20 protein-coding genes are annotated in these 14,889 nt (G+C 43.6%); 5 read left to right on the forward strand and 15 right to left on the reverse strand.

Annotated features, from left to right (window positions below; genetic code table 11):
* Positions 1-34: 34 nt before the first annotated feature.
* From mraZ to ACI35L_RS17095, 4 genes are all read right to left on the reverse strand, one after another.
* Positions 35-466, reverse strand: coding sequence for a division/cell wall cluster transcriptional repressor MraZ (mraZ, locus tag ACI35L_RS17080; RefSeq protein ID WP_049672961.1), 432 nt, complete (start codon positions 464-466; stop codon positions 35-37).
* Between the two features lie 247 nt (positions 467-713).
* Positions 714-2,342 (reverse strand): bacillithiol biosynthesis cysteine-adding enzyme BshC, encoded by a 1,629-nt coding sequence (bshC, locus tag ACI35L_RS17085; protein ID WP_439803414.1) that lies wholly within the window; start codon positions 2,340-2,342, stop codon positions 714-716.
* A gap of 142 nt (positions 2,343-2,484) precedes the next feature.
* Complete coding sequence (locus ACI35L_RS17090) at positions 2,485-2,874, reverse strand: DUF3397 domain-containing protein (RefSeq protein ID WP_049671519.1); 390 nt, start codon at positions 2,872-2,874, stop codon at positions 2,485-2,487.
* The gene (locus ACI35L_RS17095; protein ID WP_049671520.1) at positions 2,875-3,768 is read right to left on the reverse strand and encodes a 2-dehydropantoate 2-reductase; all 894 of its coding nucleotides are present in this window, start codon (positions 3,766-3,768) and stop codon (positions 2,875-2,877) included.
* A 175-nt stretch (positions 3,769-3,943) separates the two neighbouring features.
* Between ACI35L_RS17095 and ACI35L_RS17100 the strand changes: the two genes are divergently transcribed.
* Complete coding sequence (locus ACI35L_RS17100; protein WP_049671521.1) at positions 3,944-4,417, forward strand: N-acetyltransferase; 474 nt, start codon at positions 3,944-3,946, stop codon at positions 4,415-4,417.
* A gap of 66 nt (positions 4,418-4,483) precedes the next feature.
* Here ACI35L_RS17100 and ACI35L_RS17105 read toward each other — a convergent pair whose 3' ends face one another.
* The 4 genes from ACI35L_RS17105 to ACI35L_RS17120 all read right to left on the reverse strand — a co-directional run bounded on the left by ACI35L_RS17105 (position 4,484) and on the right by ACI35L_RS17120 (position 6,737).
* The gene (locus ACI35L_RS17105) at positions 4,484-5,038 is read right to left on the reverse strand and encodes an RsfA family transcriptional regulator (RefSeq protein WP_049672962.1); all 555 of its coding nucleotides are present in this window, start codon (positions 5,036-5,038) and stop codon (positions 4,484-4,486) included.
* Between the two features lie 96 nt (positions 5,039-5,134).
* The gene (locus ACI35L_RS17110; RefSeq protein WP_231589530.1) at positions 5,135-5,851 is read right to left on the reverse strand and encodes an enoyl-CoA hydratase/isomerase family protein; all 717 of its coding nucleotides are present in this window, start codon (positions 5,849-5,851) and stop codon (positions 5,135-5,137) included.
* 125 nt (positions 5,852-5,976) lie between these two features.
* The gene (rpmF, locus tag ACI35L_RS17115) at positions 5,977-6,150 is read right to left on the reverse strand and encodes a 50S ribosomal protein L32 (protein ID WP_049671523.1); all 174 of its coding nucleotides are present in this window, start codon (positions 6,148-6,150) and stop codon (positions 5,977-5,979) included.
* A 53-nt stretch (positions 6,151-6,203) separates the two neighbouring features.
* Complete coding sequence (locus ACI35L_RS17120) at positions 6,204-6,737, reverse strand: YceD family protein (protein WP_049671524.1); 534 nt, start codon at positions 6,735-6,737, stop codon at positions 6,204-6,206.
* A gap of 242 nt (positions 6,738-6,979) precedes the next feature.
* Here ACI35L_RS17120 and ACI35L_RS17125 point away from each other — a divergent pair, with 242 nt between their 5' ends.
* Entirely contained in the window at positions 6,980-8,188 is a 1,209-nt protein-coding gene (locus tag ACI35L_RS17125) for a nucleotidyltransferase (protein WP_439803415.1), read from the forward strand.
* Between the two features lie 46 nt (positions 8,189-8,234).
* On the opposite strand, the gene ACI35L_RS17130 is transcribed toward ACI35L_RS17125, so the two are convergent.
* Both ACI35L_RS17130 and ACI35L_RS17135 read right to left on the reverse strand, forming a co-directional pair.
* Entirely contained in the window at positions 8,235-9,254 is a 1,020-nt protein-coding gene (locus ACI35L_RS17130) for a SepM family pheromone-processing serine protease (protein ID WP_439803416.1), read from the reverse strand.
* Positions 9,255-10,040: a patatin-like phospholipase family protein gene (locus tag ACI35L_RS17135; protein ID WP_049672964.1), complete on the reverse strand. Its 786-nt coding sequence runs from the start codon at positions 10,038-10,040 to the stop codon at positions 9,255-9,257.
* A gap of 170 nt (positions 10,041-10,210) precedes the next feature.
* On the opposite strand from ACI35L_RS17135, the gene ylbJ reads away from it, so the two are divergent.
* Positions 10,211-11,440 carry a sporulation integral membrane protein YlbJ gene (ylbJ, locus tag ACI35L_RS17140; protein ID WP_049672965.1) on the forward strand — a complete coding sequence of 410 codons (1,230 nt, stop codon included), beginning with the start codon at positions 10,211-10,213 and terminating at the stop codon, positions 11,438-11,440.
* Positions 11,441-11,484: 44 nt separating this feature from the next.
* Here the strand turns inward: ylbJ and coaD are convergent, their stop codons facing one another.
* Positions 11,485-11,967 carry a pantetheine-phosphate adenylyltransferase gene (gene coaD / locus ACI35L_RS17145; protein ID WP_049671526.1) on the reverse strand — a complete coding sequence of 161 codons (483 nt, stop codon included), beginning with the start codon at positions 11,965-11,967 and terminating at the stop codon, positions 11,485-11,487.
* 30 nt (positions 11,968-11,997) lie between these two features.
* A complete protein-coding gene (gene rsmD, locus ACI35L_RS17150) occupies positions 11,998-12,561 on the reverse strand; it encodes a 16S rRNA (guanine(966)-N(2))-methyltransferase RsmD (protein ID WP_049672966.1) in 564 nt (187 codons plus the stop codon).
* Positions 12,562-12,895: 334 nt separating this feature from the next.
* On the opposite strand from rsmD, the gene ACI35L_RS17155 reads away from it, so the two are divergent.
* Complete coding sequence (locus tag ACI35L_RS17155; protein WP_049671527.1) at positions 12,896-13,288, forward strand: DUF7147 family protein; 393 nt, start codon at positions 12,896-12,898, stop codon at positions 13,286-13,288.
* Between the two features lie 32 nt (positions 13,289-13,320).
* On the opposite strand, the gene ACI35L_RS17160 is transcribed toward ACI35L_RS17155, so the two are convergent.
* Positions 13,321-13,593 (reverse strand): YlbG family protein, encoded by a 273-nt coding sequence (locus ACI35L_RS17160; protein WP_049671528.1) that lies wholly within the window; start codon positions 13,591-13,593, stop codon positions 13,321-13,323.
* A gap of 88 nt (positions 13,594-13,681) precedes the next feature.
* Between ACI35L_RS17160 and ACI35L_RS17165 the strand changes: the two genes are divergently transcribed.
* Positions 13,682-14,020, forward strand: a complete 339-nt coding sequence (locus ACI35L_RS17165) for a hypothetical protein (RefSeq protein WP_231589531.1) — start codon at positions 13,682-13,684, stop codon at positions 14,018-14,020.
* A 55-nt stretch (positions 14,021-14,075) separates the two neighbouring features.
* On the opposite strand, the gene ACI35L_RS17170 is transcribed toward ACI35L_RS17165, so the two are convergent.
* Both ACI35L_RS17170 and ACI35L_RS17175 read right to left on the reverse strand, forming a co-directional pair.
* Entirely contained in the window at positions 14,076-14,513 is a 438-nt protein-coding gene (locus ACI35L_RS17170; protein ID WP_049671529.1) for a YlbF family regulator, read from the reverse strand.
* 159 nt (positions 14,514-14,672) lie between these two features.
* Entirely contained in the window at positions 14,673-14,876 is a 204-nt protein-coding gene (locus tag ACI35L_RS17175; protein WP_439803417.1) for a YlbE-like family protein, read from the reverse strand.
* Between the last annotated feature and the right edge of the window lie 13 nt (positions 14,877-14,889).

Genomic DNA, 14,889 nt, shown 5'->3' on the forward strand with positions numbered 1-14,889 from the left:
TCTTTCTTCACCTTCCTGAAAGGAAGTATGCGCATTAAATATCAAAACCAATCATGTTTTCAGCAATCTCTGAGAAAGAATCCTCTGACTCAGCGAAATACTCTTCCCAAATGGACTTGCTCCAAATTTCTATACGGTTTGATACACCTAAAACAACGCATTCTTTTTCCAATTTTCCATAGTTTAAAAGCGAACTTGGGATATTCACTCGCCCTTGCTTATCAAGCTCACATTCCGTTGCACCGGAAAAGAAGAAACGGGTGAATGCCCTCGCATCCTTCTTCGTAAGCGGGAGACCTTTCAGCTTCTCTTCAAGCTCGGACCATTCATTCATGGGATACCCGAACAAACATTGATCAAGGCCGCGTGTAAGCACAAACGTCTCCCCTAAAGTCTCACGGAATTTAGAGGGGATAATGATGCGTCCCTTATTATCAATAGAATGATGGTATTCACCCAAAAACATGTCCTTCACCCCACTTCTCCACCTTAATGTACCACATCCCCCCACTTTTCACCACCATTTCACCAAAAAAACTTTGGTATCCGGGTAAAGTATCTAAATATTCAATTTAAACTAGTTATTCATTGCTAATACACACACAATTTACCATCTAAGTGTGCAAAGTAAACCTAGAGTTCACATTTTCTCTGCCACTTCAATTGAAGCCACAAAAAAAGACCTTCTTGAAAAAGAAGGTCCTAAGTCCTATCTATAAATAAATGACATAATGGGAACCATCAAAGGCCAAATCTTCCTGAAGAAGTGCCTCAATCCATGAAGAACCGTAATGGTTAAGGAAATAAAACGGATTCCAAATCCGTTCCTGCAAGCCCCCTTGTGGATGCAAGCTGTTTTCGACACGGTTATATTTACCTATTGTATCAGCATTCTTCCTAGCCAGATGTTCTTCTACCTTTTTCTGCATAAACAGCAGTTGGTTCACGAGAATCTGACGGTTTTTTTCGAATAGAGGTTCTAAGCCGGCATCAAGTGGAGCGGTTTCCTCCTGCCATTTTAAATGATCACTTTCCAACGTTTTTATTATCGCAGCATATGTATTTGGTACATTTTTGCGAAGCTCCTCCAGATACGCCTCCTTTTCTGCAGAACAGCCATTGACGAGCACATTCTCTAGGGATAAGTTCAATTCCTTCAGCAATCGATCAATCGCACCTTCAAGGAGCGTGAAGGATAAACGAGGCCAGATCGGCGGCATCTGTTCACCGAGCATTTGAAAGACCGGCATAATTTCACTCCAGTAGGCAATCTCACCTGGACCGCCGATAAAGCCTAACACAGGGAATATTTTCTCCTGCAGCAATGGTCTTGTCACAACATTTGTACTGAAGTTCTCTGGCGTTTTGGAGAGAAGGCGGTCTAATTCCGCTTCCGTAAAGGCAATATTGGCCCCTTTTCCGACAAACTCATCTGTTCCAGGCTTTCTCTCCAGCAAGATTCGATTTTGTGTAGACGGCTCATAATAGAAAAGGTTGCAGCATGCATCATCAATCTCAATGATTGGTTTATAGCCAGACTCTCTAAGGCTTGCTTGCTGCTTGAGCACTTCACTGCTTATCCCGCTTCCTTCAAAGGCAATCTGATGGTAATAAGGAGCCGCAAGCCTTCTAAACCTTGGATCACCGGAATCAACCAACAGAAGACCCGTATCATGAAACAAATCATTGATTAAGAAGGCAAAGAAATCAGTGAAGGTTTCTGAGCGGCTGATGACATCCTCCACCCAATCCAATAGCATGTAAGTCCGGTCTGTTTCACCAAGCTCAGCAAATACAGCCTCTGCCCACTCCATTGCTGTTTCTTTTTCAAGCTTAATATCGGATACCATCCTTTTCCCAGTTGGCGGGCCTGGATATGTCAGCTTCTGCATGGTGCTTTCTGTATCTACGTATACATGATTGACCTCGTTGTAATCATGGTCTTCACCAGCAATCCAGAACACAGGAATAACCGTTTTCTTTAATTTAGCGCTTTGCTCCTTCGCTAATTTAATAATTGAGATGACCTTATGGATGGAATAGAGCGGTCCAGTCAAAAGACCTGCCTGCTGCCCCCCAATGACAACCAGGGCATCTTTACGCAAAGCATCAATATTCATCTTGGAACGTTCTGATATTCCAAATCTCTCCATATACGATTCTATATAGGAGGCTGCTTCCTCGCGCGGAAACGATTTTGAATCAAGCCATTCTGCTCGCTTGGCAACGTCACTCTCCATCCGCCAATCGTATTGAAAGAAGTCTCCCTTCTTCAATTTGCCATTCATATAATCTGTGGCAAAGCGATTTAACGCCGGCAGATTCATTTTTATGTAATCCATCAAGGTTGTCTCCTTTTACACAATTTCATATTATCATTCAGTATAGCATTTACCTATAAAACCATGAAATCACATGCTTCATAAAATAAAGAAGAATGGACTCATATTGAAAGAATCCATCCATCATTTTTCGCTGATTAATTTATATAAACGCTTTTATCACTCTTCCGGCTATCCCAGCCAGACAAAGGATGAAGTAGGCTGCTGCAAACAACAAAAACGTCATCCTCCAAAATCCTTTCACAAACCGGGGGAGGTCGACCTCGTCCTTCTTTTTGTATTGCACAATCAAGACAACGGATGCTGTCAAGGCAAGAATTATGAATATCAGCCAAATATACGATTCTCCAAGCATTGCCTGTACGGCAAAATGCACGGCCAATATAAGAAAGAATGTTGTCACATCAACCGAAAGCTTTGCTGCTCTTCTGTTATTTCCGTATGCCGATTTCGCAATGGTGTATACAATTATATAAACGAATGCCGGTACAATCACACATACAGCAATCAGACCTGCAACCAAGTTTCCCATTCACTTCCCCCCGCTTTCTTCCAGTCCTTTTACCATCATATATAAAGAAGAGACCATACCCACCTTTTCCTTGCGTTTTTCCGCTTCCTCCAGGCAAAAGCCAAGAATGGACTCGATCTCTGTTTTTCTTTGCAGCTCCATATCACGAAGCATGGATGATTTATTGTCAGCTGTTCGCTCACATATAAGGAGGACCTTTTCCTGATAATCACGATGCTCCCCTTCCTCAATACCGAGACCGCGGCACACCTCCTTGCATATCTCACACAGCAATCGCCGGAAATATGAATTAGTGATTAATTCGCCATTCTTCACACCAAGGACAGCTGTCAACGGATTAATGCAAGCATTAACAACAAGCTTTTCTATTAATCTCGGGTAAATATCGGAGACGATCTCGATAGGGAATTCATGATGAATGGCATCAAAGATATCATCCCTTCTTTCTCCTTTATATAAACCTATTCGTACGGAACCTAAGCCTGTATGAATGGTCTCTGTCTCATGATTGCGGAGGGCCCCATGCTCCGTAATCCCAACATAGACAGAGGCACTATGTAAGCTATCTAATTTCTTTAAATGGCTCATCCCATTTTGCAAGAAAACAATCGGAGATTTCAGATGATGAATGGAAGGCAGAACCGCCTCAATCGCTCCTTGCTTCACTGTAACAATCAGAAGCTCTTGATCACCAACCGTACTCGATGGAGAAAGGGTCTCTGCCTTGCACTCAGTGAAGACTGGATGAATGCCTTTAATGTTAATTCCTCCGGCACAATTTATTGCATCAGCTTGACTCTCCGTACGCGTGAACACGGTAACCTTATGTCCCCTGCCCAATCTCCCTGCCAAGAGTAAGCCGATGGAACCTCCGCCAATAATTCCGATCCTCATATATACCTCCATCAGCCCTTTTGTCATAATTGTAACAAAACCTTTGTATCATGGAAAGATAGCCAATCAACGTTCATAGCTGAAATGCCCCCCTTGACTAAACAATATGAATTTTCCTTCATTTTATATATAATGGAAGCATAAGGGTGAGATACAAACAAGGGGAGGACATGGGATGAGTGTAAATGTTGAGAGATTACTGGTAAATTATCGTACATTAGAGGAATTCAAGAAATTCAAGGAATACGGACTGCAGGAATTATCCATGCTTGAAGACTTGCAGGCAAACCTTATCGAGGATGACAGTGAGTCACCTTTCTATGGCATCTATTACGGAGACAAACTAGTGGCACGCATGAGCCTTTACAAAATCGAATCACGCTTTGATAAATATTTCAATCCCCCGCATGATTACTATGAAATTTGGAAGCTCGAAGTACTGCCAGATTACCAGGGCAAGGGGTACGGGACCTTGCTTGTTGATTTCGCCAAATCTTTCGGTCTTCCAATCAAGACAAATCCAAGGGTTCACTCAAGAACCTTCTGGGAAAAGCAAGGGTTTGAATCCGTCTCATATGATGTAGAGAGAGACCTTGGAGAGAATCCACTCATCTGGCGCCCAGAAGGAATCAATCTGCTTGAAAAATAAAAATAACGGATAAATCAAGAACAAACCGCTAAAAAGAGCACATCATCAGCATGTGCTCTTTTTCTACTATTTCCCCGCAGAGAATCTTCTAGCCTTCTCAAGCACTTCCAATAGTCCGTAATACTCTGATTCAATCAACGCATAACGCTCCTCAAGCCTTTTCTTTTCCTCCATTAATACATCAGCATGCCTTTTCAGCAGTTCATGGGCCTTTTGCAGCTCTTTATAGGATTCAACCGAATACTGTTCCAGCATCCCTGCCAGCTCGGCTAAATAAGCAATAACCTCCTGAAGCGTTAGGTCTCTTCTTTCTTCAGCCGCCTCAGCTTCTGCCGTCCGCCCTTCTGGCATAGCCAAAGGAACACCAACGCTGTCATCCACCGAAGCCGGCGTCTTCATGCCCTTGCGAATTTTCTTAGCTTCTTCAATCTCACTCTTGAACTGCTTTCTGACAAATGAATTCCATCTGAATCCGCAAGCAGCTGCGGTTCTTGATACTCCCTTGCCCACTTCTTCGAATGCTTTAAGCTGCGTGCTCCCTTCCTTGATATGTCTTAGCACCACTTCTGCCAAATAGGCATCTTCATCTTCTGTCCAGCCATCCTGCCTCGACCCTGACATCTATTCTCCTCCCATCCCTTGCATGGTTATATATTCATGCTTATGCGGTTGGTAGGATAGATAGAATGAAGAAAGATTCTACCAAATAAGGATTTCTTATTTGGATATAAAACGATTGACCGCCTCTAAGTGGGCAGGTTTTTCCCATAAAAGGGCACACCGCTCCACCTCCTGCTCCATTCTCTCAGCAAGACCGGTTTCTCTCCATTTGCGGATAAGCATTTCTTTGTATGCCATCACGGCTGTTCCTTCATGCTGCATATATGGCTCAAGCTTGTTCATCATGTCATCCTTTTCCATCGTGTCCATAGAGGAGAGGATAAAACGAGATTCAACCCCTTCCTCGACCGAAATAATCCGGCCGCTCATGAGCCAATCAAGCGCTCTTTGGGAATCAAGCTTCTCAAGCAGCAGACTCCCTCCTCCCCAGCCTGTGGTAATCGCCTGGCGAACCTGAATAAACCCAAGTCGGGCCCCCTTTTTGACAAATCGAAAATCACATGCAGTCGCTAGCTCCAGACCTCCGCCGACTGCTGCTCCATTCACGAAACAAAAGGATGGCTTCGGCAGGAAAGCCAGCTGCCTTAACACATTAGACATCTTGAAGAGCATTCTATGGGCATCCTGGAAGGTATGCAGCTGATGAAATTCACGCAAGTCTCCTCCCGAGCAAAAGGCATCCTCGCCCGCTCCGGTTAAAACAAAGGCTTTAACTCCTTCATCCTCCGAAGCAAGCTGAATGGCAGCAGCCAGTTGGTCCATCATTTCGAAATTAACGGCATTGCGTACCTCCGGCCTGTTCAAAACCGCCACTAAACATCCATCTAAACGCTCAATTTCAACTGCACTCAGAACAATCTCCCCCTTTTGTCAAATCCATGCTTTCCCTATCCATAACAACAAAAAAACACAGGTCTCCCTGTGTTTTCCTGAGTTGATTATTTATTTACAACTTCTTTTCCTTTGTATGTTCCACATGCTTTACAGATACGGTGAGCCAATTTCATTTCACCGCAGTTTGGGCATTCAACCATACCAGGGACTTGAAGTTTGAAATGCGTACGACGCAATCTCTTTCTAGTTTTAGAAGTTCTTCTAAAAGGTACAGCCATGTTTTACACCTCCTTAAAAAACGATGGTTCTATGGAAGACTGTATGTAGTCTTTCATTTGTCTTTGTCATGATCATGGTTGTCAAAAAGCTGGGCTAGCTTTGCAAGTCTTGGATCCACCTTTTTGACCTGCTGATCTTCAGAGATTACTTCCCAATCATCACCTGATTGCGGAGCTCCGTTCACAGGATTATCTGAATCACAGAAAATCTGCATTGGAATCTCTGTAAGGATAATCTCTTGAATGACCGGCGTCAAATCCACTACATCACCTTCTGCTAAATGGAACTCCCCGTCTTCATCCTCCATGCCGTCCAATCGGTTATACAAATATGTTTCTGTTGTCTGTACATCGATTGGGAATGGAACGTCAACCAAAGTTCTTGAGCAAGGCAATGTTAATGTACCTGATATTTTCAAATGAAAAGTTACTCGGTTAGAGCCAAGATCAGCTTTGCCAAATACTCGTATTGGTGAAATGCGGCGTATTTGCGGGTCAATTTTCATTAACTCCGACATATCAGCCGTTTCATCAATTGTAAATCCATTATCGCGGAATTTTTGCAGTTGTGGAATTGTCCATTTCAAATCCTATCACCTCTAAGGCAACAAAGGTAATTATAGCTTTGGTAAACTCATTTGTCAATGTTTTTTCTTTACAGCCATAAGTGATACCCTTATCCATATTTTAAGCGCTTGTCTTGTTATTTTACCCGAATCTGAGCGTTTTGAAAACAAGGGATTTTCCCCGATCAGTCTGACCGTTTGCAACCAGTGTTTCTCGTCATATACTATTAAGACACAAAGAACTTGTAAGGAGGTACATTATTTTGAAAGCAGCAGGACTTGTCGTTGAATACAATCCGTTTCATAATGGGCATCTTTATCATCTTGCCCAATCCCTCAAACATACGAAAGCCGACCTGGCGATAGGTGTCATGAGCGGTAATTTCCTCCAAAGAGGCGAGCCCGCCATTGTTAATAAATGGGCAAGAGCTAAAATGGCCTTGCTGGCGGGGGTAGACCTAATTGTCGAGCTGCCTTTCGTCCACGCTGTCCAAAAAGCAGAATATTTCTCTGAAGCAGCTGTCCTTCTGCTCGAGGAGCTCCAATGCGAATGGGTATGCTTCGGCAGTGAACAAGGTACGATTGAGCCTTTTATCAATACATATACATTATTAGAGAAAAATGCTCATTTTATTGATGATTATGCAAAACGATTCATGGCTGAGGGATATAGTTACCCAAAAGCAATGGCCCTCTCATATGGAGAACTAAAAAAAAGTCACCCCGATATGCTGACCTTGGACCAGCCAAATAATATCCTGGGCTTTCATTACGTATCAGCTGTATTAAAGAATCATCTATCCATTAAGCCGACGACCATTCAACGAACAGGAGCCGGTTATCACGACCCCTCGCTGCCGAAGGATGCCATTGCAAGTGCGACAGCCATAAGAAAAGAATTAACCGCAAACGGAAGATTAGTGGATGTGGCGCAGTACATGCCAGATTCTTCATTTAAAGTTCTTTGCGAGTATGAGCAAGAAATGAAAATATGGCACACATGGGATCAGTATTGGCCATTCGTAAAGCTGAAGCTCCTAACAACCCCGCCCTCTGCCCTCAAGGAAATATACGAAATGAAGGAGGGGCTTGAAAACCGATTGGTGAGTGCAGCCCAGACTTCAACAACCTTCCTTGAATTTATGAATAAGATAAAGACGAAAAGGTATACATGGACAAGGCTGCAGCGCCTCCTCACCTACCTGCTCATGAATCTCATAAAGGAGGAAGTGCCAACGGAGCTTAAACCAAGCTACATCCGAGTTCTCGGCTTTTCCCCAAAAGGCAGAGAATATATGCAGTCACTAAAGAAAGAGAAAGGGCATTTATTCCTCACCCGCCCAGCTGCTTCCAACGATCCTGTCTTAGCTATTGAACAGCGTGCAGCTAATGTTCATGCCTCCATTCTTCCTCCCCAGCTGTGGCAGCAGGTGCAAAAAAGGGAATATCAGCCGCCTGTTATGCTGTCTTAAGAAAACAAAAAGGCAATGAGGTGCACTACACACCCATTGCCTCTGTTTATTTCAGTTGTTCAAGATAGGTAATAGCATCATCAAATGTATCAACAGGAACGATGACCATATCTGAGTCAATGTCCTTGGCTGTTTTAAGGGCTGTTTGATAATCAGAATCCTCCGCCCCCTCTTCATTTGGCGCAAAGAAAATTTCTGCTCCCTCCTCATCTGCTGCAACTATTTTCTGGTCGATGCCTCCGATTGGTCCTACTTTCCCATCCTCCGAAATGGTTCCTGTACCGGCGATTTTTTTACCGTCCGTATAATCCTCATCCGTTAATTGGTTGTAGATCTCAAGGCTGAACATGAGACCAGCAGAGGGACCTCCAATTGTTTCTGTATTGAATTTCACCTCTGGATCCGCTTCAACACTTCTATCCTCAACGAGCGATATCCCCATTCCAATCTTGCCCGTTTCCTTTAATCGCTCAAGAGTAAGAGTTTTCTCCATCGTTTCATCCTCACGCTCTACCTTCACCTTAACTTCATCACCGGCTTCTTTCCCTGATACGTAATCAACAAAGAATTGCTGTGAAGCAATCGTTTTACCGTCTATCTCGAGAATTCGATCTCCTGCCTTTAGACTCCCCTCAGCAGGAGTCCCTTTTCCGACATGCAATATGTAAATACCATTTGTTCTGACCTTCGCTTCATAACCGGCTTTCTTATAAGCGTTCAGGATAGCCGTGATTTGGCTTTCATCCATCATCTTTAATTGCCGTACAGCATATTCCTCATCCGTCTCTTCCTCAGAACGCACCTCATTAAGCCTATAGATTTTATGATAATCTGCCACTTTCGCCCATAGATAGGAATAGATATTAGCCCGGCCCATCCGAACGGTCGTAAACATGAATTCCCCATCTGAATTGTTTCCATCCTCAACTTCTACATAATCGCTGATCACTTCAGCTGAGCCTGGTGCCGATACATAATAAGGCAGTTTATAAAATGCTGCCAACACAATCATTGCCAAAAGGATAATCCAAATCTTTCCTGAAAATAACCGACGTTTCTTATTCAATCATTTTTGCTCCTTCCATTGCTGTATCACATCTCTAATTTCAGGCATTCTTCTCCTCGCCTCTTCCTCACCAGCTTCAATAATCTCTGAGATATTGGTGAATGCCATAGAATTATACATTTTAACCGCTGGGTCAAGTGTTACATCTGCCTTGATTCCCCTTGCCTTCACCACTTCCATTTGCAGAATATCCAAGCTTTTCATAATAACATCATAAATCGATTGTATCTCTGTTTCTTCATAGGAGCTTGATACATCACAAGCAATGACGATATCAGCCCCCATTTCCTGTGCAACCGATACAGGGACCCTATCAACCACTCCGCCGTCAACGAGTAATCTGCCGCCAATTCGTTTTGGCACAAAGATTCCAGGAACCGCGATGCTCGCTCGGACAGCTTCATAAACAGGTCCTTCTCTGAACACCACCTTCTCTCCTTTTTCAATATCAGTCGCAATAACTGCAAGTGGAATGGAGAGATCTTCAATCCTTTTATTCTTCGTGAACAGCCTTATGTATTCTTCTATTTTCTTTCCCGCCACGAATCCCATCTTTGGAACCGTCCAATCAAGGAAATATTTCCGTTTGAATTGGAGGGACACCTTCTCTAATAATTCCAAATCACTTCCGCTGGCATAGAAGCAGCCCATCAGCGCGCCCATACTGCTCCCGGCAATATAATCAACCTGAATACCCTCTTTGTCCAGCTCTTTGAGCAGGCCTATATGCGCAAATCCTCGTGCTCCTCCAGAACCGAGCGCAAGGCCGATTTTAGGATTTCTCATTTCCAGCCTTCCCTTCATCCTAAAGTAAGTTTCCTGAGTTCTAAAAGCATGATGCATAAGCATATTTTCAAGTATAGAGGACAAACTCCCGCCAATAAAAGACGGATATTCATCATCTATTGTAGCACCTCATTCAGTAAGGTTAAACCAGATAAGGGAAGGGATCTATGTTGAATAAATCGGTTTTTAAATCCATCACCCTGGCAGGTGCCGCTGTCTTAATGGCCTCTGCTCTTATTATCATGCCCGAGGAATCCTTTGAAGCTTCCGTGCGCGGTCTTGATATTTGGCTTGAAATTGTCTTTCCTTCCTTATTGCCATTTCTCATCATATCAGAAATGCTGATTGCCTTTGGCGTGGTCAAATTCCTCGGGGTTTTTCTCGAGCCCTTCATGCGTCCTTTATTCAAGGTACCAGGTGCCGGCGGTTTCGTCTGGGCTATGGGCCTTGCCTCAGGCAACCCCTCCGGCGCCAAGCTAACTGCACGCCTCAGACAGGATGGTCAGCTGACAAGGGTAGAAGCGGAACGCTTAGTTTCCTTCACGAGCTCTTCTAACCCCTTGTTTATTTTTGGCGCTGTTTCGGTAGGTTTTTTTCTTAATCCCGAGCTCGGCATTCTACTTGCGATCTCTCATTATGCCAGCAATATTGGCGTTGGACTGATGATGCGGTTCTATGGCCGCAATGAGGAAAAGAAACAGCTTGAAGAAGAAGGGAGCAAAAAGCCTTTTTCTATTTTAGAGGCCTTCAAAATCATGCATCGTACGCGTTTGGATGATAAGCGCCCTTTTGGGAAAATTCTTGGAGAAGCCGTTAATTCCTCTGTCCAGACGCTCTTAATGATCGGTGGATTTATCATTATTTTCTCTGTCATTAATAAAGTTTTATTCCATTTACATATCACTGCTTTTGCTGCCAGCCTATTTTCCAGTATTTTTGTCTTTTTGGACTTGCCGCAAACGTTAAGTATTCCCTTTGTCTCAGGTCTTTTTGAAATCACCCTGGGCAGCCAGCTCACCAGTCAGGTCGAAAATGTCACACTTATGCAGCAGGCTGTCATTACAAGCGCCCTGTTGGCCTTTGGCGGCTTCAGTATCCAGGCACAGGTGGCCAGTATCCTCGCTGAAACAGACATCCGCTTTAAGCCTTTCTTCCTGGCAAGGCTGCTTCATACCCTTTTATCCGGCTTAATAACCTGGCTGTTATTTAACCCCATCTACGTGGGTCTTAGAAACCGAAGTCAAAATTCCAACGTTGAGGAGACCTTTGCAGCCTCCCATGGAAAGGCCGAAGAGATTCTTAGCTTCCTTGCCCAAAGTGGTCCTTTAATAACCCTGCTCACCCTGCTGGCTTATTGTCTATTATTGCTGCATGCCCACAGGCAGGCTCACCTCAAATAAAAGAAGGATTCCGTACAAATGGAATCCTTCTTTTATTAATTAAGTCAAGCCTGCATTTTCCTGGACAGCGCTAGTTGAACCGGCTCCGGCACAAGCTCCGTTATATCTCCGCCGTATTTCGCTACTTCTTTAACGATAGAAGAGCTTAGGAAGGAGTACTGATTATTGGTCATGATGAAGAACGTCTCGACATCCTCATTTAATACACGATTCATGGAGGTAATTTGCATTTCATATTCGAAATCCGTTACAGCCCTCAGTCCCCTTATCATCGCACATGCATTTTTGCTCTTAGCATAATCAACCGTCAATCCCTGAAAACTTTCCACTTTCACATTGGGGATATGTGCCGCCGCCTCTTCAATCAACCTTACTCTCTCTTCTAAAGTAAACAGCGACTTTTTAGCCGAATTATGCAGTACTCCTACATAGACTTCATCAAAGATCTTTGCGCCTCGCTGAATGATATCCAAATGACCGTATGTAATCGGATCAAAGCTCCCCGGACATATCGCAATTTTTTTCAACCTATTTCCCTCCCCGCAACATTCTCTCTTCTATGCTTCATCCTGATGTCGATAAAATGAAATAGCCGTAATTCCGTACCTCTCTTGGCGGTATTTAACGAAAACACCGACCTCCTCAGGCAGGTCCAGCTCCTCACCATGCTCACATATAATCAATCCATCCTTCGTTAATAGATGATTTTCCTCAATTTCGTTCAGGATGGCCGGAATCGTATTAGCCACTTTGTATGGAGGGTCCATTAAAATCAAACTGAATTGAATCCCCCTCGCACCAAGCGTCTTTACAGAACGGAGCGCATCGCTTCTAAGCACCTCTGATTCCTCTTCCATTCGGCAGGCTTGGATATTGGCTTTGATTACCTGCAGGGCTTTCGGGTCTTTCTCTACAAAGATCCCTTTCTCCATCCCTCTGCTCAAAGCTTCCAGGCCTAGTGAACCGCTGCCTGAGAATAAATCCAGCACTTCTCCGCCTTCAAAGTAAGGGCCTATAATATTAAATAATGATTCCTTCACTTTATCTGTCGTAGGTCTCGTTGTCATGCCTGGGACAGCCTTTAACGGCCTTCCTTTGCATACACCTGAAATGACTCTCATGATTTTGTCACCAAATTTCTTCAATATTCAACTTCTCAAATATCCTACCACAAAATTTCCCGCTTTCACAATTCAGATGGGGAAATTTACGCTATCCATGAATAGCCCTGATTTTTATGGTCATACTGTTAGTAACAGCATCTCTAACTGATGTTGTTGCCAACCGCGGAGAAGACTTACGTTTCCCCATAAGTTCTTCCTCCGGTTTCTCCTCTCCCTTTGCCTTCTGCCCTCCAACGCTTGGAGGAATATAGAAGGACCCTGCGAATTCCGATTCGCAGGGCTTTTTTTATGGTACACTGTTGGTGTAGGAATCCGAGGAGGAGGTTTAATAATGAATCAACGTTTTATTGAGCTGGGACAAGGCTTTTCAGACCTGTATGAGCTGCTCGAGCTCGCCAAGTCAAATGCATACAGGACTAATTACTTCTTATGCTTAGAGGCCGTATCTTCTACAGGCAAAAAAAGCATGTCCTTTGTGCTTATTCTGAAGAAATCCTCTTTTGGCGATTTCATTCCTTTATATATTTGCCGGGAAGGCATTCCCGTGCTTGAAGGGAAACTCACCAAGCGATATGAGTTATTTGAGCAGGCCGCCAAAGAGCAAAGCAAGACCGTTATACATATGGAGGTACGCCATTCCGATACATTTGCCGACCGGGAGCTTTATTATCAATACTTAATCGGTATTTTAAGAATGAACCGCTACCTGCCGCCATTGCAATAACAAAAGAACCGGACAAGACTTGTCCGGTTTCTTTATATGCCTATCTTATATTCATCTTTCTCTTTTTCATGCTTCTTGCTTTCAAACTCAGTCTTAATGAACGGCTTCTGCGAAAGATCCACCCGTTTGACAAACGAATAAGAGGATAATTTCTGCGAGACTGCCTCAATATCGTCCATATTTACATATAATACAGCATATTTTAATTTGCGCGAAACATAATGGAGGTTCCCAATTTTACGCAGCGTTTTCACCTGTTTTAAACTATGCAGCCATACTACCAGGCTTTGTCTTTCTACAAACATATTCATTCCCCTTTAAGCTGCCATTTATGTTAAGTGTACCACAAGTTTAAAATGGGTATCAATACTTACAAATTGTTTAGGGGAAAGGATGACAATCATGGACCTTGACGTCATTTGGCTCAGCTTTCTCACCAGTCTCGAACAATCTGCTTCCATCTTAGAAGCAAAGCGAATGACCTACGCAGGCATTCCATTTCTATATATTACCACCAAGAACGATCAAGTATCCAGAAGTGAGCTTGAAAGAACAATCTCTCTTTGCGCAGGAAGGGTCATGAAGGGGAAACAGCTTCATTCTAAAACCCAGTTCGTTCGCAATGAAGCATCCCTCTATGTCTTCAAGCATCGATTTCTTGTCCCGCAGCGGAAAATGTTTTGCTGCGGAAATGGATGCATCGATTGCATCCGCCTTCTCCCCCCATCATAGAAAAAGGCAATCCTGTCTAAAATCAGGATTGCCTTTTTCCGCCGTAAGATAGACGTTATGAGCAGCCGCAGCTGCCGCCGCTTCCGCAGCCTCCTCCACAGGAAGACTCGAAGAAAGGATTGCCCGTCGGCACCTTAATATGCGGAGATACAGAATGCCCGATCAGCACACTAACCTCATCAAGCAATTGCTGCAAATGATTCTCAGCTTGTTTATATTCTATAATGGATGGATGTAAATCCATTTCTCTTTTTGCCTCGCGAATGGCCTTCGTCACCGTTCTGTAATCCGGATGATATCTTCCAAAACGCTGAACCTCTTCATAGGAATCCTTCATGGAATTGAAGGTTCGTATTTTTTCTTGTGCAGCCTGATCCAGTCTCATCTTCTTGAGGCTGTCTAAGTAATGAAGTCCAACCTCTGACTGGATAATTTCCTGTGCTAGTCTTTCCGCATGATCCATTATTTCTACGGTTTCAATAGTTGCAAGCATAAAATACTCACCTCCCGCCTTATTTTAACATGTATTTATGACAGATGCGAATCTTCCTGACATATCGTTCCAGCCTCTGTCCCACTTGCAGAAAGATTAGCGGGCAAATAAAAAAAAGCAGCGAGGGATGTCCTCCCTTCAACTGCTGAGATAGGCGGTTCAAGAACCGCTGTTCATAGACATGGACTGGAACATTGAAACCATCATGGAGGCCATTTGAACGCTGTTCGACAGCTGCAAGACTCGGTCTGGGATAGATTTCTTAAAAAAATATTTTGCCTCCGTTTCAAAGACGGCTAAATCCTGAGGATTCCTGGACAATCGTTTATACCACATCGGCTGCTGTCTCAAAAAATTCTGCAAATCCTCGTTTCCT

Origin of the sequence: Pradoshia sp. (genome assembly GCF_051873915.1) — a bacterium.
In the GTDB taxonomy this organism is placed as follows: Bacteria; Bacillota; Bacilli; order Bacillales; family Pradoshiaceae; genus Pradoshia.

What these genes read in the sequence shown, in the direction of transcription:
- ACI35L_RS17105 (WP_049672962.1), bottom strand. Translation starts at nt 5,038, where the DNA reads ATGTCAGGGTCGAGGCAGGATGGCTGGACAGAAGATGAAGATGCCTAT.
- ACI35L_RS17135 (WP_049672964.1), bottom strand. Translation starts at nt 10,040, where the DNA reads ATGAGAAATCCTAAAATCGGCCTTGCGCTCGGTTCTGGAGGAGCACGA.
- rsmD (WP_049672966.1), bottom strand. Translation starts at nt 12,561, where the DNA reads ATGAGAGTCATTTCAGGTGTATGCAAAGGAAGGCCGTTAAAGGCTGTC.
- ACI35L_RS17100 (WP_049671521.1), top strand. Translation starts at nt 3,944, where the DNA reads ATGAGTGTAAATGTTGAGAGATTACTGGTAAATTATCGTACATTAGAG.
- ACI35L_RS17165 (WP_231589531.1), top strand. Translation starts at nt 13,682, where the DNA reads ATGACAATCATGGACCTTGACGTCATTTGGCTCAGCTTTCTCACCAGT.
- ACI35L_RS17095 (WP_049671520.1), bottom strand. Translation starts at nt 3,768, where the DNA reads ATGAGGATCGGAATTATTGGCGGAGGTTCCATCGGCTTACTCTTGGCA.
- ACI35L_RS17090 (WP_049671519.1), bottom strand. Translation starts at nt 2,874, where the DNA reads ATGGGAAACTTGGTTGCAGGTCTGATTGCTGTATGTGTGATTGTACCG.
- ACI35L_RS17160 (WP_049671528.1), bottom strand. Translation starts at nt 13,593, where the DNA reads ATGTTTGTAGAAAGACAAAGCCTGGTAGTATGGCTGCATAGTTTAAAA.
- ACI35L_RS17170 (WP_049671529.1), bottom strand. Translation starts at nt 14,513, where the DNA reads ATGCTTGCAACTATTGAAACCGTAGAAATAATGGATCATGCGGAAAGA.
- rpmF (WP_049671523.1), bottom strand. Translation starts at nt 6,150, where the DNA reads ATGGCTGTACCTTTTAGAAGAACTTCTAAAACTAGAAAGAGATTGCGT.
- ACI35L_RS17155 (WP_049671527.1), top strand. Translation starts at nt 12,896, where the DNA reads ATGAATCAACGTTTTATTGAGCTGGGACAAGGCTTTTCAGACCTGTAT.
- bshC (WP_439803414.1), bottom strand. Translation starts at nt 2,342, where the DNA reads ATGGATTACATAAAAATGAATCTGCCGGCGTTAAATCGCTTTGCCACA.
- mraZ (WP_049672961.1), bottom strand. Translation starts at nt 466, where the DNA reads ATGTTTTTGGGTGAATACCATCATTCTATTGATAATAAGGGACGCATC.